At 67.2% G+C, this 20,847-nt stretch carries 19 protein-coding genes, 1 tRNA gene and 1 pseudogene; 12 read left to right on the top strand and 9 right to left on the bottom strand.

All coding sequences use genetic code 11. The features are described from left to right. The first annotated feature begins 6 nt into the window (after nucleotides 1-6). The 3 genes from tatB to AC52GN_RS07785 are packed head-to-tail and all read left to right on the top strand — an operon-like array spanning nucleotide 7 to nucleotide 2,184. A complete protein-coding gene (tatB, locus tag AC52GN_RS07795; protein WP_496528689.1) occupies nucleotides 7-600 on the top strand; it encodes a Sec-independent protein translocase protein TatB in 594 nt (197 codons plus the stop codon). Continuing rightward, entirely contained in the window at nucleotides 597-1,484 is an 888-nt protein-coding gene (tatC, locus tag AC52GN_RS07790) for a twin-arginine translocase subunit TatC (protein WP_496528688.1), read from the top strand. The genes tatB and tatC overlap by 4 nt, the downstream gene beginning before the upstream one ends. Before the next feature lie 52 nt (nucleotides 1,485-1,536). Further along, complete coding sequence (locus tag AC52GN_RS07785) at nucleotides 1,537-2,184, top strand: CatB-related O-acetyltransferase (RefSeq protein ID WP_312217847.1); 648 nt, start codon at nucleotides 1,537-1,539, stop codon at nucleotides 2,182-2,184. 55 nt (nucleotides 2,185-2,239) lie between these two features. On the opposite strand, the gene glnA is transcribed toward AC52GN_RS07785, so the two are convergent. Beyond that, the gene (gene glnA, locus AC52GN_RS07780) at nucleotides 2,240-3,649 is read right to left on the bottom strand and encodes a type I glutamate--ammonia ligase (protein WP_343829726.1); all 1,410 of its coding nucleotides are present in this window, start codon (nucleotides 3,647-3,649) and stop codon (nucleotides 2,240-2,242) included. A gap of 60 nt (nucleotides 3,650-3,709) precedes the next feature. Continuing rightward, entirely contained in the window at nucleotides 3,710-4,048 is a 339-nt protein-coding gene (locus tag AC52GN_RS07775; protein ID WP_121482972.1) for a P-II family nitrogen regulator, read from the bottom strand. Nucleotides 4,049-4,166: 118 nt separating this feature from the next. On the opposite strand from AC52GN_RS07775, the gene AC52GN_RS07770 reads away from it, so the two are divergent. After that, a complete protein-coding gene (locus AC52GN_RS07770; RefSeq protein WP_496528687.1) occupies nucleotides 4,167-4,994 on the top strand; it encodes an NAD(P)H-hydrate dehydratase in 828 nt (275 codons plus the stop codon). 6 nt (nucleotides 4,995-5,000) lie between these two features. Here the strand turns inward: AC52GN_RS07770 and AC52GN_RS07765 are convergent. Beyond that, a tRNA-Leu gene (locus tag AC52GN_RS07765) sits at nucleotides 5,001-5,085 on the bottom strand. A gap of 145 nt (nucleotides 5,086-5,230) precedes the next feature. Then, complete coding sequence (locus tag AC52GN_RS07760) at nucleotides 5,231-6,889, bottom strand: amino acid permease (RefSeq protein WP_453988620.1); 1,659 nt, start codon at nucleotides 6,887-6,889, stop codon at nucleotides 5,231-5,233. A 158-nt stretch (nucleotides 6,890-7,047) separates the two neighbouring features. On the opposite strand from AC52GN_RS07760, the gene hrpB reads away from it, so the two are divergent. Next, complete coding sequence (hrpB, locus tag AC52GN_RS07755; RefSeq protein ID WP_496528686.1) at nucleotides 7,048-9,483, top strand: ATP-dependent helicase HrpB; 2,436 nt, start codon at nucleotides 7,048-7,050, stop codon at nucleotides 9,481-9,483. A 63-nt stretch (nucleotides 9,484-9,546) separates the two neighbouring features. After that, nucleotides 9,547-10,836, top strand: a complete 1,290-nt coding sequence (locus AC52GN_RS07750; RefSeq protein WP_496528685.1) for an MFS transporter — start codon at nucleotides 9,547-9,549, stop codon at nucleotides 10,834-10,836. Here AC52GN_RS07750 and AC52GN_RS07745 read toward each other — a convergent pair. The 4 genes and pseudogenes from AC52GN_RS07745 to AC52GN_RS07730 form a co-directional block, all read right to left on the bottom strand. Then, nucleotides 10,833-11,645, bottom strand: a complete 813-nt coding sequence (locus AC52GN_RS07745; RefSeq protein WP_496528684.1) for a TrmH family RNA methyltransferase — start codon at nucleotides 11,643-11,645, stop codon at nucleotides 10,833-10,835. The genes AC52GN_RS07750 and AC52GN_RS07745 overlap by 4 nt on opposite strands. After that, nucleotides 11,645-12,541, bottom strand: coding sequence for an RsmD family RNA methyltransferase (locus AC52GN_RS07740; RefSeq protein ID WP_496528683.1), 897 nt, complete (start codon nucleotides 12,539-12,541; stop codon nucleotides 11,645-11,647). Before AC52GN_RS07740 ends, AC52GN_RS07745 begins: the two co-directional genes overlap by 1 nt. Nucleotides 12,542-12,558: 17 nt before the next feature. Then, nucleotides 12,559-12,870: a hypothetical protein gene (locus tag AC52GN_RS07735; protein WP_496528849.1), complete on the bottom strand. Its 312-nt coding sequence runs from the start codon at nucleotides 12,868-12,870 to the stop codon at nucleotides 12,559-12,561. Nucleotides 12,871-13,177: 307 nt separating this feature from the next. After that, nucleotides 13,178-13,798 (bottom strand): annotated as a pseudogene (locus AC52GN_RS07730) (glycosyltransferase); the annotation flags it as partial. 299 nt (nucleotides 13,799-14,097) lie between these two features. On the opposite strand from AC52GN_RS07730, the gene AC52GN_RS07725 reads away from it, so the two are divergent. Genes AC52GN_RS07725 through AC52GN_RS07710 form a run of 4 tightly spaced genes read left to right on the top strand, consistent with a single transcriptional unit; the run spans nucleotide 14,098 to nucleotide 17,271 of the window. Then, nucleotides 14,098-14,730 carry a TetR/AcrR family transcriptional regulator gene (locus AC52GN_RS07725; RefSeq protein ID WP_496528682.1) on the top strand — a complete coding sequence of 211 codons (633 nt, stop codon included), beginning with the start codon at nucleotides 14,098-14,100 and terminating at the stop codon, nucleotides 14,728-14,730. A gap of 5 nt (nucleotides 14,731-14,735) precedes the next feature. Continuing rightward, on the top strand, nucleotides 14,736-15,530 hold the full coding sequence (locus AC52GN_RS07720; protein WP_496528681.1) for an ABC transporter substrate-binding protein: 795 nt from the start codon (nucleotides 14,736-14,738) through the stop codon (nucleotides 15,528-15,530). Continuing rightward, the gene (locus tag AC52GN_RS07715; protein ID WP_496528680.1) at nucleotides 15,527-16,516 is read left to right on the top strand and encodes a FecCD family ABC transporter permease; all 990 of its coding nucleotides are present in this window, start codon (nucleotides 15,527-15,529) and stop codon (nucleotides 16,514-16,516) included. The genes AC52GN_RS07720 and AC52GN_RS07715 overlap by 4 nt, the downstream gene beginning before the upstream one ends. Further along, entirely contained in the window at nucleotides 16,504-17,271 is a 768-nt protein-coding gene (locus AC52GN_RS07710) for an ABC transporter ATP-binding protein (protein WP_496528679.1), read from the top strand. Before AC52GN_RS07715 ends, AC52GN_RS07710 begins: the two co-directional genes overlap by 13 nt. Here AC52GN_RS07710 and AC52GN_RS07705 read toward each other — a convergent pair whose 3' ends face one another. Continuing rightward, entirely contained in the window at nucleotides 17,272-19,302 is a 2,031-nt protein-coding gene (locus AC52GN_RS07705) for a lytic transglycosylase domain-containing protein (RefSeq protein WP_496528678.1), read from the bottom strand. Between the two features lie 114 nt (nucleotides 19,303-19,416). On the opposite strand from AC52GN_RS07705, the gene dapA reads away from it, so the two are divergent. Both dapA and smpB read left to right on the top strand, forming a co-directional pair. Next, the gene (gene dapA / locus AC52GN_RS07700; protein ID WP_496528677.1) at nucleotides 19,417-20,301 is read left to right on the top strand and encodes a 4-hydroxy-tetrahydrodipicolinate synthase; all 885 of its coding nucleotides are present in this window, start codon (nucleotides 19,417-19,419) and stop codon (nucleotides 20,299-20,301) included. Continuing rightward, nucleotides 20,301-20,771, top strand: a complete 471-nt coding sequence (smpB, locus tag AC52GN_RS07695; protein ID WP_291775056.1) for an SsrA-binding protein SmpB — start codon at nucleotides 20,301-20,303, stop codon at nucleotides 20,769-20,771. Before dapA ends, smpB begins: the two co-directional genes overlap by 1 nt. Nucleotides 20,772-20,847: the final 76 nt, after the last annotated feature.

Below are 20,847 nucleotides of genomic sequence, written 5' to 3'. Positions count from 1 at the left end.
TGAATCATGGGTGGTCTTGGCCCCGGAATCGGCGGGTTCGAAATCCTTGTCATCGGTCTGGTGGCCCTGCTTGTCGTAGGGCCAAAGGACTTGCCTGTGCTGATGCGCAAGGTCGGCCAGTTCGTCGCGAAGGCGCGCGGCATGGCCAATGAATTCCGCGCCAGCTTCGACGAGATGGCGCGCCAGTCCGAGTTGGACGACCTGCGCAAGGAGGTCGAGGCGCTGCGATCGGGGCAGGGGATGTACGCCCTCGGCGCCGAGGCGGACGAAGCCTTCAAGGATATCCGCAAGGAGCTGGAGGCGCCGATCGAGACGCCGGCCGTCGCCACGTCCGCCGCAACCAAGACGGACGAGGCGGCCCAAACCGTGGCCACGGGCGTCGACGAGTGGCCGGATACGGCGGCGGCGCCTGCCGTCCTGAATCCTGAGCCCAAGTCCGCTCCAAAACCGCGCGCCAAGAAGGCGAGCGCCGCTTCTGCGGACGGCGGCGCCAAGGCCAGGACGCGAAAGCCGGCCGCAAAGCCTGACGCTAAGACATCCTCGCTGAAACCGCCGGCTTCACGACCCAAGGTCGCGCGTACCAAGAAGGTCGACCTATGAGCCGCGCCGACCACGATGAAGCCGATATCGAGGCTTCGCGCGCGCCCCTGATGGATCACCTGATCGAGCTGCGTTCGCGGCTGATGATCTGCGTGGTCGCCTTCATCATCGCCTTCATCGGCTGTTTCGCCTTTTCGGAGACGCTCTACCTGTTCCTGGTGAAGCCATATGTGGTTTCGGCCGCCTTTCATCAGACGGTAGGCGCGCACGGCCATGTGTCGCCGTTCAACCTGATCCTGGGCACCGCCGGTCTGATCCCGGTGCCGGACGTGGACCACAACAGCGTACGCCTGATCTACACCGCGCCGCTGGAGATCCTGTTCACCAAGATGAAGCTGGCGGGCCTGGGCGCCGTCATCGTGGCCTTCCCGGTTCTGGCCTGGCAGCTGTACCGCTTCGTCGCGCCGGGCCTTTACCGCAACGAGAAGGGCGCCTTCCTGCCTTTCCTGATCGCAGCGCCGGTGCTGTTCCTGCTGGGCGCGGCGCTGGTCTATTACGTCATGCTGCCCTTCGTGATGTGGTTCTCGTTGAGCCAGCAGATCATCGGCGAAGGCGTGGCGGCTGAATTGTTGCCCAAGGTGTCGGATTATCTGAACCTGGTGACGGCGCTGATCCTAGCCTTCGGCCTGTGCTTCCAGTTGCCGGTCGTGATGACCCTGCTGGGTCTGGCGGGCCTGATCAACAGCCAGATGATGGCCAAGGGCCGTCGATACGCCATCGTCGCCGTGGTCGTGGTCGCCGCCGTGGTGACGCCGCCCGATCCGATCAGCCAACTGATGCTGGCGGTGCCGATGGTCCTGCTCTACGAGGTCTCCATCTGGTGCGTCCGCATCATCGAGCTGCGCCGCAAGAAGGCCGATCAGGCTGAGGGACTGGCGGTCTGATCCGTGGAGCGGTGAGGCGTCCGGACGCTGACAAGCATCTTGAGGTCGCTTCATGTCCCATACCGCCCCGGACCGGCACTGGTCCAAGGTTGAGCTGCTGCACGAGACGGTCGCCAACCCGAACATCCACATCAAGGGCCGGCGCAGCTACTACAGCAACGCCTGGAGCGGCTCCTTCGAGGAAAGCGTCGTCCGCTATCTCTATGGCGATGCGTACAGCCTCAAGGCGTGGACGCCGCAGTGGCCGATCGACCAACTGTTCATCGGCGATTGCGTCTGCATCGGCGCAGAGGCGGTGATCCTGCTGGGCGGCAACCATACGCACCGAACAGACTGGTTCAGCCTCTACCCCTTCGCAGAGGTCATCCTCGACGCCTATCAGGGCAAGGGCGACACTGTCATCAAGGACGGCGCCTGGATTGGGATGCGCGCCATGATCATGCCCGGCGTGACGATCGGCGAGGGCGCAGTCGTCGCCTCAGGAGCCATCGTCACCAAGGACGTGGCGCCTTACGCCATCGTGGCGGGCAATCCGGCGGTTCCGATCCGCAAGCGGTTCCCGGACGCCGTGATCGAGGCTCTGCTGGCGCTCGACGTCTATGGCTGGTCCGAAAGGAAGTTCGAGGCCCTGCGCCCCCTGTTGTGTGCTGACGACATTGAGGCTCTGATCGAAGCGTCTGCCCGCTACGACCAAGCGTAAGAAAAAGCCCCGGCGGCGAACCGTCCGGGGCTTCTGCATCAGGCTGATCCGAGGATCAGCAGCTATAGTACATGTCGAACTCGACCGGATGCGGGTGCAACTGCAGCCGGGCGACTTCCTGCTGCTTCAGCTCGATGTAGGCGTCGATGAAGTCGTCATCCATGACGCCGCCCTTCTTGAGGAAGGCGCGGTCGGCGTCGAGGGCGTCTAGGGCTTCCCGCAGCGAACCGGCGACCTCCGGGATCGAGTGACGCTCTTCCGGCGGCAGATCGTACAGGTTCTTGTCGGCGGCCGCGCCGGGATCGATACGGTTCTCGATGCCGTCCAGGCCCGCCATCAGCAGCGCGACGAACGTCAGATAGGGGTTGCCCATCGGATCGGGGAAGCGGGCCTCGATACGCTTGGCCTTGGGCGACGAGACATGCGGGATGCGGATCGAGGCCGAACGGTTGCTGGCGGAATAGGCCAGCTTCACCGGCGCCTCATAGCCGGGCACCAGACGCTTGTAGGAGTTGGTGGTCGAGTTGGCGAAGGCGTTGATCGCCTTGGCGTGCTTGATGATGCCGCCGATGTACCACAGACATTCCTGCGACAGGCCGGCGTACTTGTCGCCGGCGAACTGAGGCTTGCCGTCCTTCCAGATCGACATGTGGACGTGCATGCCCGAGCCGTTGTCGCCGAACATCGGCTTGGCCATGAAGGTCGCCGACTTTCCATAGGCGTGGGCCACATTGTGGATCACGTACTTATACAGCTGCATCCGGTCGGCCATGGTCAGCAGGTCGCTGAACTTCAGGCCCAGCTCGTGCTGCGCGGGGGCGACCTCGTGGTGGTGCTTTTCCGGATCCAGGCCCAGGTCCTTCATGACCGCCAGCATCTCGCCGCGCAGGTCCTGACCCGAGTCGACCGGATTGACCGGGAAATAGCCGCCCTTGGCGCCCGGGCGGTGCCCCAGGTTGCCCTCGGCGTATTCAGCGCCGGTGTTGGCGGGCAGTTCGGTCGAGTCGAAGCTGTAGCGGGTGTCGTGCGCGGCCGTGCTCCAGCGCACGTCGTCGAAGACGAAGAACTCGGCTTCGGGGCCGAAGTAGACGGTGTCGCCCACGCCCGACGATTGGACGTAGGCCAGGGCCTTCTTGGCCATGGAGCGGCTGTCCCGGTTGTAGGGCTCGGCCGTGTCGGGGCTCAGCACGTCGCAGAACAGGAACAGCGTCGTCTGCTGATAGAAGGGATCGATGAAGGCCGTCGTCAGGTCGGGCTTCAACAGCATGTCGGACTCATTGATGGTCTTCCAGCCGGAGATGGAGGAACCGTCGAACATGGTGCCTTCTTCGAGGAAATCCTCATCGACCATGCCGATGTCGAAGGTCACGTGATGGACCCGCCCACGCGTGTCGGTGAAACGGAGATCGACGTACTGGACGTCCTTGTCCTTGATGTCTTGCAGGATCTTTTGGGCGGCGCTCATGGGGAGGAGGTCCTGTGGCTGGAGAATTGAAATCGGCCGCCCCGAGAGGCGGCCGTTGGTCTAGATGGCCTGGGCGCCGGTTTCACCGGTGCGAATGCGGATGACGTCTTCAAGGGTGGTGATGAAGATTTTGCCATCCCCGATCTTGCCGGTGCGGGCGGCGTTTTGAATCGTCTCGACCACGGCGGGGGCCAGGTCATCCGACACCACGACCTCGATCTTGATCTTGGGCAGGAAGTCGATGACGTACTCGGCGCCGCGATAGAGTTCCGAATGGCCTTTCTGGCGGCCGTATCCCTTGGCCTCCAGCACGGTCATGCCCTGCACTCCGATATCCTGGAGAGCGTCTTTTACTTCATCCAGCTTGAATGGCTTGATGACGGCTTCGATCTTCTTCATGGCGGATCCCGAGGCGGCTCCTTGTTTGGTCCGACGCTCGGGCGGTAAAGGGACATTGCATCGCACAATTTGGCAAGCGATTTTCGTACCCAGAGGCCATCCGTGAACGGAAATCCACATGAAGTTCGGTAACACCCCTTCGGAATGGCGCCATCTGCTCCCTCAGCCGGGGCCGCAGAGCCATAAACACGCGCGTGGGCGGCTGGGCGTCGTCTCGGGCGGCCCCTTGTCCACCGGCGCGGCTCGGCTATCGGCCAGGGCCGGGCTGAGGATCGGCGCAGGTCTGGTCAAGGTCTTCTGCCCGCCGGACGCGGCTGCGGTTCTGGCGCCCACGCTGGAGGCGGTGATGCTGGCCAGTTTCGCGACGCCGGACCAGCTTCAGATCATGGCCGACCCGATGGACGCCGTCGTGATCGGCCCGGCCGCCGGGTTGCATGAGAGCACGGCGCTGAACCTGGCGGCTCTGGCGCGTACGGGCGCAGCCCTGGTGGTCGATGCGGACGCGCTGACGCTGTTTCGCGACAGGCCTGAGCAGTTGTTCGCCTGGCTGGACCGAGACGATGTCCTGACGCCTCATGAAGGCGAATTCGAGCGGCTGTTTCCCGGCCTGCTGGAGAGACTGGGACGGGAAGGCGCGGCGCAGGAGGCGGCGCGGCTAGCAGGCGCGATCATCGTGCTGAAGGGCGCCGCGACGGTCATCGCTGCGCCGGACGGCCGCCTGGCGGTCAACGGCGACGGCTCCCCCTGGCTGGCGACGGCGGGCAGCGGCGATGTGCTGGCTGGGATGATCGGGGGGCTGATCGCCCAGCACATGGACAGCTTCGACGCGGCGCGGGCGGCGGTGTGGATGCATTCGGAGGCCGCGCGACGCTTTGGACCGGGGCTGATCTCCGAGGATCTGCCGCAAGGGCTTCCGGCGGTCCTGGCTGATCTTATGAACGGCTGAAAAGTCTGGTGCGGATGAGAGGACTCGAACCTCCACGCCTCTCGGCGCCAGAACCTAAATCTGGTGCGTCTACCAGTTCCGCCACATCCGCATAGGTTCGCCGGAGGCTGTAGGCGAGGGCGGCGGTTTCGGCAATCCCGCGCGAGCATGAAAAAGGCCCCGGATCGCTCCGGGGCCTTTCTCATTATTTGGCCTATCGCGCTCCGCGATGCCTGAGGCCGAAGGACCGACCGGGATCAGTCCTTCTTGTTGTCGACGCCGTGGCCGAAGGCTTCCGACGCTGCTTCCAGCGCGGTGTCCTCGGTGATGTCGATGCCCTTGGCCAGCTTGGAGTGCCAGAAGCCGTAGGCGGCGTAGATGACGGCGCCGATCGCCGCGTAGCCGCCCAGCAGCATCAGCGGCAGGGGGTTGTCCTCTGCAGCGTGCTGGAACATCGGAATCAGGTTCTGGCTGGCCAGGAACAGGCAGGCGCAGATCCCCAGGAAGGCCGTGACCATGCCGCCCGGAACGCGGAAGGGACGTTCCATCTCCGGATGCTTGATGCGCAGGACGATCACCGACAGGCAGACGATTGCGAAGGCCGTGGCCGTGCCCAGCGACACTAGGTCGCCCAGGATCGAGATCGGCAGGAAGGCCGCCGCGATGGCGATCAGGATGCCCAGGACGATGGTGCCGATCCAGGGCGTGCGGAACTTCGGATGCACGCGCGAGAACGCTTTAGGCAGAAGGCCGTCGCGGGCCATGGTGTAGAAGACGCGGGTCTGGCCGTAGCACAGCACCAGCATGACCGAGGACAGGCCGGTGATCGCGCCGATCTTGATCAGGAAGGCGACCAAGTTCAGTTGCCCGCCCGGCGCGGCCGCCAGCGGCACATTAGCCCATTCCAGGCCCATACGGTCGATGGCGACGGCGATGGGAGCCGGCGAGGCCAGCTCAAGATAGGGCACGACGCCGGTCATTACGGCGGCGACGCACATGTAGATCAGGGTGCAGACGAACAGGGCGCCCAGGATGCCGATCGGCACGTCCTTGGACGGGTTCTTGGCTTCGGCGGCGGCGGTCGAAACCGCCTCGAAGCCGACGTAGGCGAAGAAGATGATCGCTGCGCCGCGGAAGATGCCGCCGACGCCGAACTGACCGGCCTGGCCCGTCGGCTCGGGAATGAAGGGGACCCAGTTGTCTGGATTGATATACTGGATGCCCACCGCGATGAAGGTCAGCAGGACGACGATCTTGATGACGACGATGGCGTTGTTGATGTTCGCCGATTCCGACACCCCGAGGACCAGCAGGCCGCAAACCGCGGCGATGCCGACGGCCGCGACCAGGTTGAAAGTGCCCGTCATCGGGAAGGAAGCGCCAGCTTCGGACTGCACCAACTGGACCAGCGGAGTCGCCCATTGGGGACCTTCGCCGCCTGGATAGCTGATTGCTGGGAACAGGCTGGCGCTCAGGCCGAAGTCGCTCATGATCGACACGACATAGCCGGACCAGCCCACGGCGACCGTGGACGCCGCCACGCCATACTCCAGCACCAGCAGCCAACCCATGACCCAGGCGAAGACTTCGCCGAGCGTGCCATAGGCGTAGGTGTAGGCCGAACCGGAGACCGGCATGGTGGACGCCAGTTCGGCGTAACAGAGGCCCGCCAGGCCGCAGGCGATGCCGGCGACGACGAACGACAGCATGATGGCCGGACCGGCGTTGGCCGAAGCCACCTGACCCGTCAGCACGAAGATGCCCGCGCCGATGATGGCGCCGATGCCCAGGCTCATCAGATTGAGCGGACCGAGGGTCCGTTTCAGCTCACTCTTGGCGGCTTCCTTCTGAATCTGGGCGATGGATTTTTTAAGAAATAGCCGGTTTCCGGCAGGCTTTACGCCGTCTGCAGACATGCAGGTGCGCCCCCAACATTTATGCGACGACCCCTCCCGGGTCGCCTTCTTGGGCGGGGACGCTAGCCATCTGAGGGCCTCGGCGCAACGCGGTTTACGAAGGATGACGCGCCGACGACGCTTTCGTGACCTAGGCTGAAGGCGCTACAGCCCGTGTCATGTTGCCGATTCACGCCGTTCTGGAGCCCCTCAAGGCCGCCCTGGCTCAGACCTCTGCGGTCGTGCTGGCCGCGCCGCCGGGCGCGGGCAAGACGACGGTCGTGCCTCTGGCGTTGCTGGATCAGCCGTGGCTGGGCGGCGGCAGGATTCTGGTGCTGGAGCCGCGACGACTGGCCGCGCGCGCCGCCGCCGACCGCATGGCCGCCAGCCTGGGCCAGAAGGCGGGAGGAACCGTCGGATACCGCACTCGCCTGCAAAGCCGGATCGGCCCGGACACCCGAATCGAGGTGGTGACCGAAGGCGTCTTCACGCGGATGATCCTGGATGATCCGGGGCTGGAAGGCGTCGGCGCCGTCCTGTTCGACGAATTCCACGAACGCAGTCTGGACGCTGATCTGGGGTTGGCGCTGGCGCGTGACAGCCAGACCGTGCTGCGCGACGATCTGCGCCTGTTGGTCATGTCGGCGACGCTCGACATCGCGGGCGTGTCCAAGCTGTTGGACGGCGCCCCCGTCATCGAGGCCGAGGGGCGGATGTTCCCGGTCGAGACCCGCTATCTGGGCCGCAACCCGGTCGAACGATTCGAGGACGCCATGGCCAAGGCCGTGGTTCAGGCCCTGCATGACGAGACCGGCTCGGTCCTGGCCTTCCTGCCGGGGCAGGGGGAGATTCACCGCACGGTCCAGCGCCTGAAAGAGCGGCTGCGTGATCCGTCGGTCGACGTGGTCGCCCTGTATGGCGCGCTGGACAAGGACGAGCAGGACCGGGCCATCGAGCCCGCCGCACATGGTCGCCGCAAGGTGGTGTTGGCGACCTCGGTGGCCGAGACCAGCCTGACGATTGAGGGGGTGCGCGTCGTCATCGACGGCGGCCTGTCGCGCGTGCCGCATTTCGAGCCGTCCAGCGGCCTGACCCGCCTGGCTACCGTCAAGGTCAGCAGATCCTCGGCGGAGCAGCGGCGCGGCCGGGCGGGGCGTGTCGAGCCCGGCGTCTGTTACCGCCTGTGGGACGAGGAGCAGACGCGTGGTCTGGTCGCGCATCAGCGGCCTGAGATTCAGGAGGCGGACCTGACCGCGTTCGCCCTCGATCTGGCGCGCTGGGGGGCGAAGTCGGTGGAAGGGCTGGCCCTGCTGGACCCGCCGCCCGCCGGAGCGATGGCCGAGGCGCGCAAGGCGCTCACACGTCTCGGCGCGCTGGACGCCAAGGGGGATCTGACGGCCCATGGTCGACGCCTGACTCGCATCCCCTTAGCGCCGCGCCTGGCGCATATGGCGGCCGTCGCCTCGGATCAGGGTGATGCGCTTGGCGGAGCGAGGATCGCGGCGGTGCTCAGCGAGCCGGGCCTGGGCGGAAACGGGGTCGATCTGCACGACCGGCTCAGGGGGCTGGAGCGGGACCGGTCGCCGCGTGGACGCGATGCGATGAAGCTGGCCGAGCGCTGGGCGAGGGCCGCAGGCGCAGGGCGGGACGGGGAGGTCGATGCAGGGCTGCTGCTGGCTGAGGCTTTTCCCGAACGCATCGCCCGCGCCAGGGGCAAGTCGGGCGAGCTGTTGCTGGCCTCGGGGCGCGGCGCCTTCATCGAACCCACGGATCATCTGGCGCGCGAGGCCTGGCTGGCCGTGGCGGAACTGGGCGGCGGCGACACGCGTGATCGCGTCCGCCTGGCGGCGGCGCTGGACGCGGCGACGCTGGAGCGCAACCTGGCGCATCTGATCGAGGTCGAGGATCGGCTGACGCGCGAGCCGTCAGGCAAGCCGGTGATCCGCCGCATTCGCCGCATCGGCGCCCTTGTGCTGGATGAAAAGATCGTCGGCGCGCCGGATCGGGCGACGATGACGGCGGCGCTGAAGGCGGAGATCGAGACGGACGGCCTCGGCGTCCTGAACTGGGGCGAACAGGCGAAGGCGCTGCGGGCGCGCCTGGCTTTCCTGCGGGGGCTGGATGAGGCTTGGCCTGACATTTCGGACGAAGGTCTGCTGGCGTCGCGCGAGGAGTGGCTATGGCCGCTGTTGGACGGCGCACGGTCGTTGGCCGACATCAGCGATGGCAAACTTGCTGAGGCTCTGCGGAATCTGATCCCATGGGACCTGCAGCGCAAGCTGGATGATCTGGCACCCACGCGCCTGACCACGCCGCTGGGCAGCGCGGGCATCGACTATGCCGCCGAGGGCGGGCCGCGCGTCGAAATCCGCGTTCAGGAGTTGTTCGGAGTGAAGGCCCATCCGACCGTTGGCGGCGGGCGTACGCCTCTGACGCTCAGTCTGCTGTCGCCAGCCCGCCGGCCGGTTCAGGTGACGAAGGACCTGCCGGGCTTCTGGGCTGGATCGTGGTCGGCTGTGCGTAGCGAGATGCGTGGCCGCTATCCGCGCCACCCATGGCCGGAAGACCCGGCCAATGCGACAGCCACCAGCAGGGCCAAGCCGCGCGGAACCTGATGTCCGCTTGACGCCTGACGGCGGCGCGCCGCAATGATCGTGCGTCAACCGTAAGGATTTCGCGTGACCGACGCCGCTGTTTCACCGCCGTCCGCCTCCAAGCGGCGCGTTCTGTTCGCCAGCCTGATCGGCACGACGATCGAGTTCTACGACTTCTACATCTACGCCACGGCGGCGGTGCTGGTCTTTCCGGATCTGTTCTTCCCCGGCGGCGACCGGATGACGGCCATGCTGGCCTCGTTCGCGACCTTCTCCATCGCCTTCTTCGCCCGGCCGGTCGGCGCTGTCGTCTTCGGCCATTTCGGCGACCGGGTGGGACGCAAGGCGACCCTGGTGGCGGCCCTGATGACCATGGGCCTATCGACCATCGCCATCGGCCTGTTGCCGACCTGGCATTCGGTCGGGGTTATGGCGCCCCTGCTGCTGGCTCTGTGCCGGTTCGGTCAGGGCTTGGGCTTGGGCGGCGAATGGGGCGGGGCGGTCTTGCTGGCGACCGAGAACGCTCCGCCGGGCAAGAAGGCCTGGTTCGGCATGTTCCCGCAACTGGGCGCGCCGATCGGCTTCATCCTGTCGACGCTGTCCTTCATCGTTCTGGGGCAGCTGATGAGCGAGGGCCAGTTCATGGCCTGGGGCTGGCGCATCCCCTTCATCGCCAGCGCCCTGTTGGTCATCGTCGGCCTGTGGATGCGGCTGAAGATCACCGAGACGCCCGAGTTCAAGCGCGCCATCGATCGCGCCGAACGGGTCCAGGCTCCCGCCCTGACCCTCGTCGCACATCATAAGTTCGCCTTGCTGACCGGGACGCTGGCCGGGCTGGCGACCTTCGCCCTCTTCTACCTTATGACCGTCTTCGCCCTGGGATGGGGCACGACGGCGATGGGCTACACGCGAGAACAGTTCCTGCCGACCCAGCTGCTGGGCGTCTGCTTCTTCGGCCTGTTCATTCCGCTGGCGGCGCTGGCGGCGGATCGCTGGGGGCAGAGGCGGACGTTGCTGGCGACGACGGTCGCCATCGCCCTGTTCGGCCTGATCCTGGCGCCCCTGTTCGGGAGCGGAGGCATGGTCGGAGTGATCGCCTTCTTCATCATCGGCTTCAGCCTGATGGGCTGCACCTACGGCCCGCTGGGCGCGGCGCTGGCGCGGCCGTTTCCGACGGCGGTGCGATACACCGGCGCGTCCATGACCTTCAATCTGGCGGGCATCCTCGGCGCCTCGCTGGCGCCCTACGCCGCGACCTGGCTGGCGGGCCATTACGGGCTTCAGGCGGTCGGCGCCTATCTGACGGTCGCGGCCCTGCTGACGGCTCTGGCCCTCATCGGCATGGGCCGCATCAGGACCGAGGGCGAGGCCTAGAGGCTGGAGCCGTAGGCCGCGTCGGTCACGGCATAGACCATGATCCCCGTGGCGACGGCCAGGTTCAGGCTGTCGGCGCGGCCGCGCATGGGGATCTTGACGTTCACGTCGCAGGCGGCGGCCAGGTCGTCGGTCAGGCCCGCCTGCTCGTTACCCATCAGGATCAGCGCCGGATGGCGAACCGGGCTGTCGCGATAGCCGTGGGCGGCGTCCAGACGGGTGCCGATCACGCTGCCGGGCCATGAGGCGCGCCACGCCAGGAATTCCTCGCGCGTCGTCTTGCTGATGGTGACGGCGAAGACCGAGCCCATGGTCGCGCGCACCGCCTCGACCGAGAAGGGATCGACGCAGTCGCCGATCAGGATCACGCCGCCGCACCCGGCCGAGTCCGCCGTGCGGATGATGGTGCCCAGATTGCCGGGATCGCGCACCTGCTCCAGCGCCACCCAGCAGGGCTTGGCCTCAGGCCGGATGGCGTCCAGCGGCGTATAGACCTGTTCGAACACGCCCAGCACCGTCTGCGGATTGTCGCGACGGCTGATCTTTTCGAGGATGGCGTGGGTGACGACGATGATCTGGCCGCCGGCCTTCTTCGTCTCGGCCTTGGCGCGGTCCAGCAGGGGGTGCGGCCGGGCGTCCTGGCCGACCAGCAGCATGACCGGGGCGCGGCCCTGATCCAGCGCCTCGCCGATGAATTTCAGCCCCTCGGCCAGAAAGCGGCCCGTCGCCTCGCGCTCCTTGCGCATGTGCAGGGCGCGCACGGCCTTGATGGTGTCGTTGGTCAGGGAGGTGATGAGACGTTCGGACATCAGGCGCTCCATCTGGCGAAGAAGCTGAGGCCGATCGCGCGAGCCCTCTCGCCGTCCTCCGACAGCGCCAGTTCGCCCCAGTCGATGCGGCCGCCGCGATCTTGCGTCGCCTCGGCCATCATATGCGCCAGCGACAGGCCGGAAATCCGCGCCGCATAGGCGTTCAGCAGCAGGAAGGAGGCGTCGTCGGACAGCAGGCTGGCGCAGTCCTTGAGCAACTCCGGCATGTCCTCGAACAGGCGCCAGACCTCGCCGTTGGCGCCGCGTCCATATTTCGGAGGATCAAGAATGATGCCGTCATATTGGCTGCCACGCCGGACCTCGCGAGCCACGAACTTGCGGGCGTCCTCGACGATCCAGCGGATGGGACGATCAGCCAGGCCTGACAACTCGGCGTTTTCGCGGGCGTAGGTCACGGACTTCTTCGAGGCGTCGACGTGGGTGACGTGCGCGCCTGCCGCCGAACAGGCCAGGCTGGCGACGCCGGTATAGCCGAACAGGTTCAGGATCTTCGGCTGCTTCAAGGTGCGGACGCGGGCGTCCAGCCATTCCCAGTTGGCCGCCTGTTCGGGGAAGAAGGCCAAGTGCCTGAACGGGGTGAACCGGCCCATGAAGCGCACGTCGCGCCATTTAAGCGGGAAGGCGTCGATCGGGCCATGGACGTCAAAGCGCCAGCGGCCGGAATCCTCTTCCTCTTGCTGCGGATCGAACATGGCGTTGGAGCGCTCGAAGGCGCTTTCGTCATGGGCCTTCCAGAAGCATTGCGGCTCGGGGCGCACTACGGTGTAGCGGCCGTAGCGCTCCAATTTGCGGCCGTCGCCGCTGTCCAGAAGGGCGTAGTCCGACCACCCGCGCGTGACGAGGGTTTCGGGCGTGGGGGAAAGAACCGGAGCCATGGGCGCTGATTAGGCGCTCAGGCAGCCGCTCGTCCAGCGTCTGCGCCGTCGATCGCGCTTATCTCTGGATCGGGCTCCGCATGATGGGGCGTCTTGTCCCAGTGATGAGGTTCCAAGATCAGCCGGATGACGGCATGGGCGAAGGCCAGGCTGAGCAGGCACCAATAGGCGAGGGAGGCGGCCATATCGCCGAGACCATAGGCGCCGCCCGCCTGTCGCGCTCCTCGATGCTTCAAAAGCCATGCGGCGGCGATGCCCGACACAAGCACGACGCTGCCTTGCGGCGAGAAGTGAGGCAGGCCTCCTGCCACGATGGCGGTCAGGGCCACGCAGAACACCCAGGCGGCGCAGACGGCGTGGATGGCGGCGGACGCAACGCCGGCGCCAACCGTCGCGGCCAGCGCGGTCCAGCCTCTCCAGCCCATCCCTTCCGCATAACGCGTATGAACGGCCAGGGTCTGCAGATAGCCCTTCAGCCAACGCGTGCGTTGCGGAAGCCAGAGACGCAGGGGGCCTGGCGGAGGCTCGTAGGTCGGTCTCTCGATGACTCCCAGCCGATAGCCGGCGCGCCAGATCTCGAAAGCCCAGGTCCGCGTCCTCGGTGACGTTCCAGGCGTCCCAACCTCCTAGTGCTCGCAGCACCGGGACGCGGAAATGGTTGCTGGTGCCGCCTAGTGGAAAGGGCAGGCCGAGGCGGCTCATGGCCGGCAGGGTGACTTCGAACAGGGCGGCGTATTCGGCTGCGAATTGTCGGTCGAGGAAGGGGCTGGCGCTGTCCTTGCCCCGGCGCCGAATGCGAAGCGGCGCCTGAAGGCAAGCCAGGCCTTCTCCCTCTTGGCTGAACCGCGCCGCCGCCTCACGCAGTTGGAACGGATCCGGATCATCCTCGGCGTCATAGATGGTGATGAGGTCGCCGGTGCAGCGGGACAGGGCGTGGTTCAGCGCGCGAGGCTTGGTCTTCGGCGCGCCCTGCGGCACGATCAGAACCTGAAGCCAGTCGGGACGGGCCAGATCCTGCGCCGCCCTGATCGTCTCGACGTCGTCGGCCTCGAGCGCCAGATAGCCCTCAAGCCGGTCGCTGGGATAGTCGATCTCGGAAAGCCGCTCGATCAACTGCGGCAGGATGGCCGTCTCCTGATACAGGGCGGCCACAACGGTGTAGCGCGGCCATTGATCCGGCGGTTGGGGCGATGCCTCAGGCTGCCTCCAACCCCGGCTGGTCCAGAGCAGGAAGAGTCTCCAGGCGGCCAGGCTCATGAAGCCGATCTGCAGGCCCAGCAACACGGCCGAACCGGATATGGGCGCGAGGGCGGCAGCGACCAGGCCGCTGGCGAGGAACAAGGCCAAGCTCGCGGCCTGACCAAGCGTCAGCGTGATGCGCGCGGACCTTAGAGCATCGCCGTCCGCTGGAACGATCGTTCCCCTTCGCATTCTCGCCCTCCCTGATAGATATCAAGGTTATATTGACAAGGCTGTAAAGTGAAATATTTGGCCTGAACGGGCATTTGCGGCTATCACGGCCCTCTCACAGGAGTTCCAGGTTGGGGAGCACTCAAGTGTCGGTCGCACCTGCCGCATCGTCGCGTTCGACCCGCAAGCCCAAGGGCGAAGGGCACGAGCGCCGCGCGGAAATTCTGGCGGCGGCGGAGGGCATTTTCGTCGAGCAGGGCTATGAGGGCGCCACCATCCGCAAGATCGCGGATGAAGTGGGGCTGTCGTCGACCGCCCTCTACATGCACTTCGCGGACAAGGGCGAGATTCTCAATGAGATCTGCCGCAACGCCTTCGACACCCTGGCCGAGGAGCACCGTCGAACCCTGGCGGAAGACGCGCCGCCGCTGGCTCGGTTGCGTCGGATCATCGAGAACTACATTGCGTTCGGTTTCGCTAATCCCAACGCCTATCGCCTCGCCTACCTGACACCGCCGGTGCAGACGCGCCACGGCGCCGAGACCGTGGCTCAGCAGAGCGGCGCGGAGCTGTTCAGGGCTTTCGTCAGCGTGGTGGAAGAGGCGGTCGATCAGGGCGCGTTGCGGGGCGAGCCGCGCACTCTGGCGCAAGTCATCTGGGCCAGCGCCCATGGCCTGGTCTCCATCATGACGACCAAGCCTTACTTCGACTGGGCGGACCGCGAGACGCTGGTTCGCACGCAGATGGACGCCCTGTTCGCGGGACTGACCGCCTCGTGAGGTCCATGATCGGGGCGGTCGCCCTGGCCTTGGCGATTTCCGGCTTCGGCGGTGACGAGGCGATCGCCGCTCCCCTGCGCGTCATGGCTCTGGACCAATGCGCTGATCAGTTCGTCCTTGCCTTGGCCCCGGATGCGGAACTGGGCCTGTCGCCCAGGGCTGACGACCCGGACTCCTGGCTGCGCGCGCAGGCCGAAGGACATCGGCGGGTCCGCCCGACCTTGGAGGCTGCTGTCGGGTTCGGGCCGGACGTGGCGGTGCGCTACTGGGGCGGAGATCCGCGCCTGCTCGCGGCCTTGAAGCGGGATGGGGTTCGCACGGTGACGATCACCGATGCTGCGGACATGGATGGGGTTCGCGCCAACATCCGCGCCGTAGCCAAGGCCGTGAGCGCCGCCGAACGCGGCGAGGCGCTGATCGCGCGTATGGACTCTCAACTGGCGAAAGCAGAAGGGACGGGGCGGGGGCGGAAGGCCGTCTATGTCACTGCGGGCGGATTCACGACCGGGCCAGGCTCCCTGATGGACGCCGTTCTGCGCGCCGCAGGGTTTCGCAACGGCGTTGAGCGGCCCGGCTATCAGCCGTTGGGGCTGGAGGGGGTGTTGCTGACGCCGCCCGCCCTGTTCGTGAAGGGCTTCTTCGATCTGGCGCGCTCCGACTGGCGCGGGGCGGGGCGGCATCCGATGATGCGTCGCGCCATGCAAGGACGGACGGCGGCGGAGCTGCCTGGCGCGGTGCTGACGTGTCCCGCCTGGTTCGCAGCGGACGCCGCCGCCCAGCTGGCCGTACAAGCCTCATGAGCAGGGTCTGGGTGTTGAACCTCGTTCTGGCGGGCGCGATCGTGCTGGCCGTCGCGCTGGCTGTGACGCTGGGCGAGACCCGGTTCAGCGCCACTGACTACGCCGAAGCCTTGAGCCATCCCGCTTCCGGGCCCGGCGAGGTGCTGTGGCTGGTGCGGGCTCCGCGCGCCATCGCCGCTCTCTTCGTAGGAGCCGCCTTGGGGTTGGCCGGTGCGGTGATGCAGGGCTTGTTGCGCAATCCCCTGGCCGAGCCTGGCGTGCTGGGCGTATCGGCCGCCTCAGCCCTGGCTGCGGCGACGGCCATCGTTCTGGGGTTGGCGGCCGTTCCCGGCGCGGTCGAGGTTTCGGCGCTGTTCGGCGCCGCGGTGGCCGGCGGGCTGCTGATCGCCCTGGCTGCGCGGGTGCGGACGCCCGAGGCGCTGATCCTGTTCGGCGTGGCCTTGTCCAGTTTCGCGGGCGCGCTGACCGCTCTGATCTTCAACCTTTCGCCGTCGCCCATCGCCTCGGCCGAGGTGATGAACTGGCTGCTGGGGTCGGTCGAGAACCGCAGCTGGATCGATGTCGCCTGGGTCGCGCCGGCCGTCCTGATCGCCGCCCTGCTGGCGCGAAGCGCGTCGCCCGGCCTGCGGATGCTGACGCTGGGCGAAGAGGCGGCGAGGGCGTCCGGCCTGTCGATGGGCCGGATGCGGATCCTGGCGCTGGCGGCGGCGGCCCTGGCGGCGGGCGCGGCGGTGGCGGTGGCGGGCATCATCGGCTTCGTCGGCCTAGCGGCGCCGCATCTGGTGCGTGCGGCGGTGCGCGGCGATCCGGGCAGGCTGCTGCCGCCCTCGGCGCTGGCGGGTGGCCTGATGCTGGTGATCGCCGATCTGGCGGCGCGGATGCTGCCCACGGATCAGGAGTTGAAGCTCGGCGTCTTCACCGCCCTGGTCGGCGCGCCCCTGTTCGCCCTGATCGCCTGGCGCGCCGCGCGGGAGTGGCGGCTGTGACGGCGGCGCTGCTGGAGCTTGCGAACGCGCACGCCCGTGTCGGCGGCGCGGAAGTGCTGAAAGGCGCTTCCCTGTCCGTGCGGCCGGGCGAGGTCGTGGCCCTGTGCGGGCCGAACGGTGCGGGCAAGTCGACGGCAGTGCGCGCCGCATTGGGGCTGGTCCGACTGACGCAGGGCGCCGCGCGTCTGGGCGGCGACGAGGCGCGACGGCTGTCCGAGCGTCAGCGGGGCGAGCGCGCGGCCTATCTGCCGCAGGACCGTTCCATCGCCTGGAACCTTCCGGCGGTCGAGCTGGCGGCGCTGGGCGCGCCGTTCATGGCGGGCGCCGCCGCCCTGGACCGGGCTCGCGCCGCGCTGGACGAGGTGGGAGTCGGCCATCTGGCGGATCGCGGCGTCGCCGAGATGTCGGGCGGTGAGCGGGCGCGCGTCCTGCTGGCCCGCGCCCTGACGGCTCCAGCGCCCTTGCTGGCGGCGGACGAACCGATCGCGGGACTGGACCCCGACGCCCAGCTTCTGGTGCTGGAGCGGCTGCGTGCCCGGGCCGATGCTGGACGCGGGATCCTGGTCAGCCTGCACGATCTGACCCTGGCGGCCCGTTTCGCCGACCGGGTGGTGGTGCTGGATCAGGGGCGCACGGCGGCTGAAGGCGCGCCGACCGAGGCCCTGTCGCCGCGCATTCTGAAGACCGTTTTCAACCTCGACGCCGTTTGGCTGGAGGCGTTGGACGGGCCGATTCTGGCGGCCCGCCGCCTGTAGTCAGGGTTGATAGGGTCGCGGGCCTGCGTTCGGGGGCGTACCGCGCGCCAGATCCGCTGACGGGGTCAGGGGAGCCGAGCCGCCGTTCAGCCGAGCGCGATAGACCTGCATGTTCTCCATCACCCGCATCATGTAGTTGCGCGTCTCGGTGAAGGGCGCGCACTCGATGAAGTCGATGGGATCGACCTGGGCCTGACGCGGATCGCCGCAGCGGGCGGTCCATTGCGGCGGACGCGCCGGTCCGGCGTTGTAGCCGACGGCGGCCAGCAAGGGCGATCCGCCGAAATTGTTCATCAACTCGCCCAGATGATAGCTGCCCAGAGTCATATTGATCTCGGGATCCCACAGCTGTTCGGCGCTGAATGCGCGGCCCATGCGGCGCGCCACCCCCTGCGCCGTGGCTGGCAGAAGCTGCATCATCCCCCGCGCATCGGCGCCCGAACGAACCAGAGGGTCGAAGCTGGATTCCTGACGGGTGATGGCCAGGGCGAACTCATTGGGGGCCATGCCCGGAACCTGCTGCGGAAGGCGGATCGGATACATCCGCTCGGGCATGACGAAGCCACGCTGGCTGGCCGCGCGGCCGACCATCATCGATCCGAACTGATCGCCATAGCCCTGCATCAGGTCGAACAGCTGCGACAGATCGTAGGGCGAGGGCAGGGTGTCATCCAGGTGGTAGGCGAAGACCCGCATCAGGTTCTTCTCGCCGATCTGGCCCAGGATGCGGGTCGCCCGCACCACCTCATTGCCCTCGAAGCGATTGACGTCCTCGGGCGAGGGAGTGGGCTCGCCGGGCAGGGTCAAGGTGGTCGCGCCGGCCTTTTCCGCGGCAAGCTGGCCGTAGAAGGTCTGCCAGTGCGCGGCGCCCGCCTGATACCAATTCTGGGCGCCCTGTCGGTCGCCGCGCGCCTCGGCCGCACGACCCAGCCAGTAGAGGGCGCGCCCCTGGGTGATCGGGGTCGAGGAGGCGTTGCGCAGCGCCTCGAAATGTTGGGCGGCTGTCGCCGGGTCGTTCAGCTTGGTGAGAGCCACCCAGCCAGCGAAGAATTCGGCGTCGACCTTGCGTTCGCCCGACGGGAAGCCGTGGCCGTTCATCGCGGCGTAGGCGGCGCGAGCGTTCCCCTGTTGCAGCGCGTCGAGGAAATAGTTGCGGCGTTCGCTCCACAGGGTGTTCTGGCCGTCCGCGTGCGAGGGGGCGGCGGGCAGGGCGGACAGGAGCGGGAAGGCCTCGGATTGACGACCTGCGGAGCGCAGCAGGCGCACCCGCTCCAGCACCACGGCCGGGTCGTTGGCCTGAGCGGGCGACAGGCCGGCGACGATGGCGTCCGGGGCGTAGGCCGTTCGAAGCGACATCACGGCGTTGGCGACGGCCTGGCGGTCGGCCGGAACCAGGGCGACCATGGCGCGCGTCGCCGGGCCGTGCGGTCCCAGCAGCAGCATGTCCAGCCGCGCCACATGGTCGTCGCTGGTCAACCAGCCGCTCCAGCGCGAATAGATCCGGCTTTGCTGGGCTTCTTCAAAGCTTTGGGTGCGCCACCAGTCGCGAATCAGGGCCTGGGCCTCCTGGCGGCGGCCCGTCTGCTCCAGCGCGCCGGCCAGGGCGATGGCGCCCTGGGCCGTGGTGGGGGCGGTTCCGTTGAAGAAGGCCAGGACGGCGTCCGGCGACTGGCCCGCCATGTCCAGAGCGCGCTCGCCCGCCGCTCGACGAGAATCGCCGCGGGGCCAGCTCGCCAGATCGGTCTGAGCCAGCGCCAGGTCGCTGTAGGACATCTGCTTGTCCGAGGTGTCCACCAGGGCCCATTCGACCAGCTTGCGTGCGGTCGGATCGGAAATGCGGGCCATGATGGACTGGGTTCCTACGACGTCGCGCGCCCGCGCGGCCGTCAGGCCCTGCTGCACCAGGGCGGCGTCCTGGCTGTTGATGATTCCGCCCTGACTGGCGGAGTAGGGGACCGGCGCGCTGTTCAGCACATCCTGAGCCGGTGGAGTCAGTATCGCCAGGGCGGCGGCCACGGTCGTCGCGATCATCAGATATCTGATCCTCATTCATCTTTGGTTGCGGCCAAGCGGCGGGCAACCTACCCTTTGCCGATTAGTGACGGGCGGACCGCCGCCCATTCTCCGCGCAGGTATGTTGTTCCCATGACCGCCCCCTTGTTCAAGGGCGTGATCACCGCCCTGATCACACCTCTTCGTGACGGAAACGTGGACGAGGCCGCTTTCAGGCGTCTGTTGGAACGCCAGATCGCCGCCGGGGTTCACGGCGTCGTGCCGATGGGCACCACGGGCGAAAGCGCGACCTTGCACCTGGACGAGCACAAGCGCGTGGTCGAACAGTGCGTGGAGATCGCCGCCGGGCGCATCCGCGTCATCGCCGGCGCTGGTTCTTCAGCGACGGACAAGGCGATCGAACTGACCCGTTTCGCCAAGACGGTCGGCGCCGACGGCGCCCTGGTGGTCACGCCCTATTACAACCGCCCCTCGCAGGCCGGGATGCAGGCCCATTTCGAGGCCGTGGCCGATGCGGTGCAACTGCCGATTCTGCTCTACAACGTGCCCGGTCGTACCGGCGTGGACCTGTCGAACGAAACCGTTGCGGCCCTGGCGGCGCATCCGAACATCGTCGGCATCAAGGATGCGAGCGCGGATGTGGCGCGGGCCAGTTGGATGCGAGCGAATATCCACGGCGCCTTCGACCTGATCTCGGGGGATGACTCCAGCTATCTTGGCTATGCCGCCCACGGGGGCGTCGGCGTCATCTCGGTGACCTCGAATGTCGCGCCCGAGGCCATGGTCGCCCTGTATGATGCGATTCAGGCCGGCGACTTCGCCGTCGCCCGATCCTGGCAGGACCGCCTGATCGGCCTGCACAAGGCGCTGTTCCTCGACAACTCCCCGTCGCCGGCCAAATACGCCCTCGCCAGGCTGGGGCTATGCGAGGAAGAGGTCCGGCTGCCGCTGTCGCTGACGGCCGACGCCGTGAAGCCCGCCATCGACAAGGCGCTGACCGAGGCCGGGGTCGCCTGATGGCCGCTGACGCGCCCAAGCAAAAGACGATCGCCGAAAATCGGCGCGCACGCTTCGACTACTTCCTCGAGGACTACATCGAGGCCGGAATCCAGTTGTTGGGCACCGAGATCAAGGCCCTGCGCGACGGGCGGGCGAACATCGCCGAAAGCTATGTCTCGCCGGAGGGGCGCGAGATGGTGCTGATCAACGCCGACATCCCGCCCTACAAGATGGCGAACCGCTTCAACCATGAGCCGCGCCGCCACCGGAAGCTGCTGCTGCACCGCAAGCAGATCGACAAACTGATCGGCGCCGTCCAGCGCGACGGCCGCACGATCGTCCCGGTGCGCCTGTATCTGAACGAGGCGGGCAAGGCGAAGCTGGAAATCGCCCTGGCCAAGGGCAAGAAGCTGCACGACAAACGCGAGGTTTCGGCCGAACGGGACTGGCAGCGAGACAAGGCGCGCCTGCTGCGCGACAAGGGATAAGTGCGGTTCCGCTTTGCGCGCCGCGCGACGCGCGATAAACGAGCGATGATGGGGTGCGTCTTGCGGAGTTCACGGT

The sequence above is a fragment of the Brevundimonas sp. SS2672 genome (assembly GCF_059579685.1).
The sequence above is the reverse complement of the archived record's forward strand: the minus strand, read 5'-3'. Positions and strand labels throughout refer to the sequence as shown.

Bases quoted from the DNA above. Each gene is read 5' to 3' on its own strand.
- glnA (WP_343829726.1), bottom strand. From the start codon at position 3,649: ATGAGCGCCGCCCAAAAGATCCTGCAAGACATCAAGGACAAGGACGTC.
- AC52GN_RS07705 (WP_496528678.1), bottom strand. From the start codon at position 19,302: ATGATCGCGACGACCGTGGCCGCCGCCCTGGCGATACTGACTCCACCG.
- AC52GN_RS07715 (WP_496528680.1), top strand. From the start codon at position 15,527: ATGAGCAGGGTCTGGGTGTTGAACCTCGTTCTGGCGGGCGCGATCGTG.
- AC52GN_RS07740 (WP_496528683.1), bottom strand. From the start codon at position 12,541: ATGGCTCCGGTTCTTTCCCCCACGCCCGAAACCCTCGTCACGCGCGGG.
- AC52GN_RS07720 (WP_496528681.1), top strand. From the start codon at position 14,736: ATGATCGGGGCGGTCGCCCTGGCCTTGGCGATTTCCGGCTTCGGCGGT.
- smpB (WP_291775056.1), top strand. From the start codon at position 20,301: ATGGCCGCTGACGCGCCCAAGCAAAAGACGATCGCCGAAAATCGGCGC.
- tatB (WP_496528689.1), top strand. From the start codon at position 7: ATGGGTGGTCTTGGCCCCGGAATCGGCGGGTTCGAAATCCTTGTCATC.
- AC52GN_RS07745 (WP_496528684.1), bottom strand. From the start codon at position 11,645: ATGTCCGAACGTCTCATCACCTCCCTGACCAACGACACCATCAAGGCC.
- AC52GN_RS07785 (WP_312217847.1), top strand. From the start codon at position 1,537: ATGTCCCATACCGCCCCGGACCGGCACTGGTCCAAGGTTGAGCTGCTG.
- hrpB (WP_496528686.1), top strand. From the start codon at position 7,048: ATGTTGCCGATTCACGCCGTTCTGGAGCCCCTCAAGGCCGCCCTGGCT.
- AC52GN_RS07775 (WP_121482972.1), bottom strand. From the start codon at position 4,048: ATGAAGAAGATCGAAGCCGTCATCAAGCCATTCAAGCTGGATGAAGTA.
- dapA (WP_496528677.1), top strand. From the start codon at position 19,417: ATGACCGCCCCCTTGTTCAAGGGCGTGATCACCGCCCTGATCACACCT.
- AC52GN_RS07760 (WP_453988620.1), bottom strand. From the start codon at position 6,889: ATGTCTGCAGACGGCGTAAAGCCTGCCGGAAACCGGCTATTTCTTAAA.
- AC52GN_RS07770 (WP_496528687.1), top strand. From the start codon at position 4,167: ATGAAGTTCGGTAACACCCCTTCGGAATGGCGCCATCTGCTCCCTCAG.
- tatC (WP_496528688.1), top strand. From the start codon at position 597: ATGAGCCGCGCCGACCACGATGAAGCCGATATCGAGGCTTCGCGCGCG.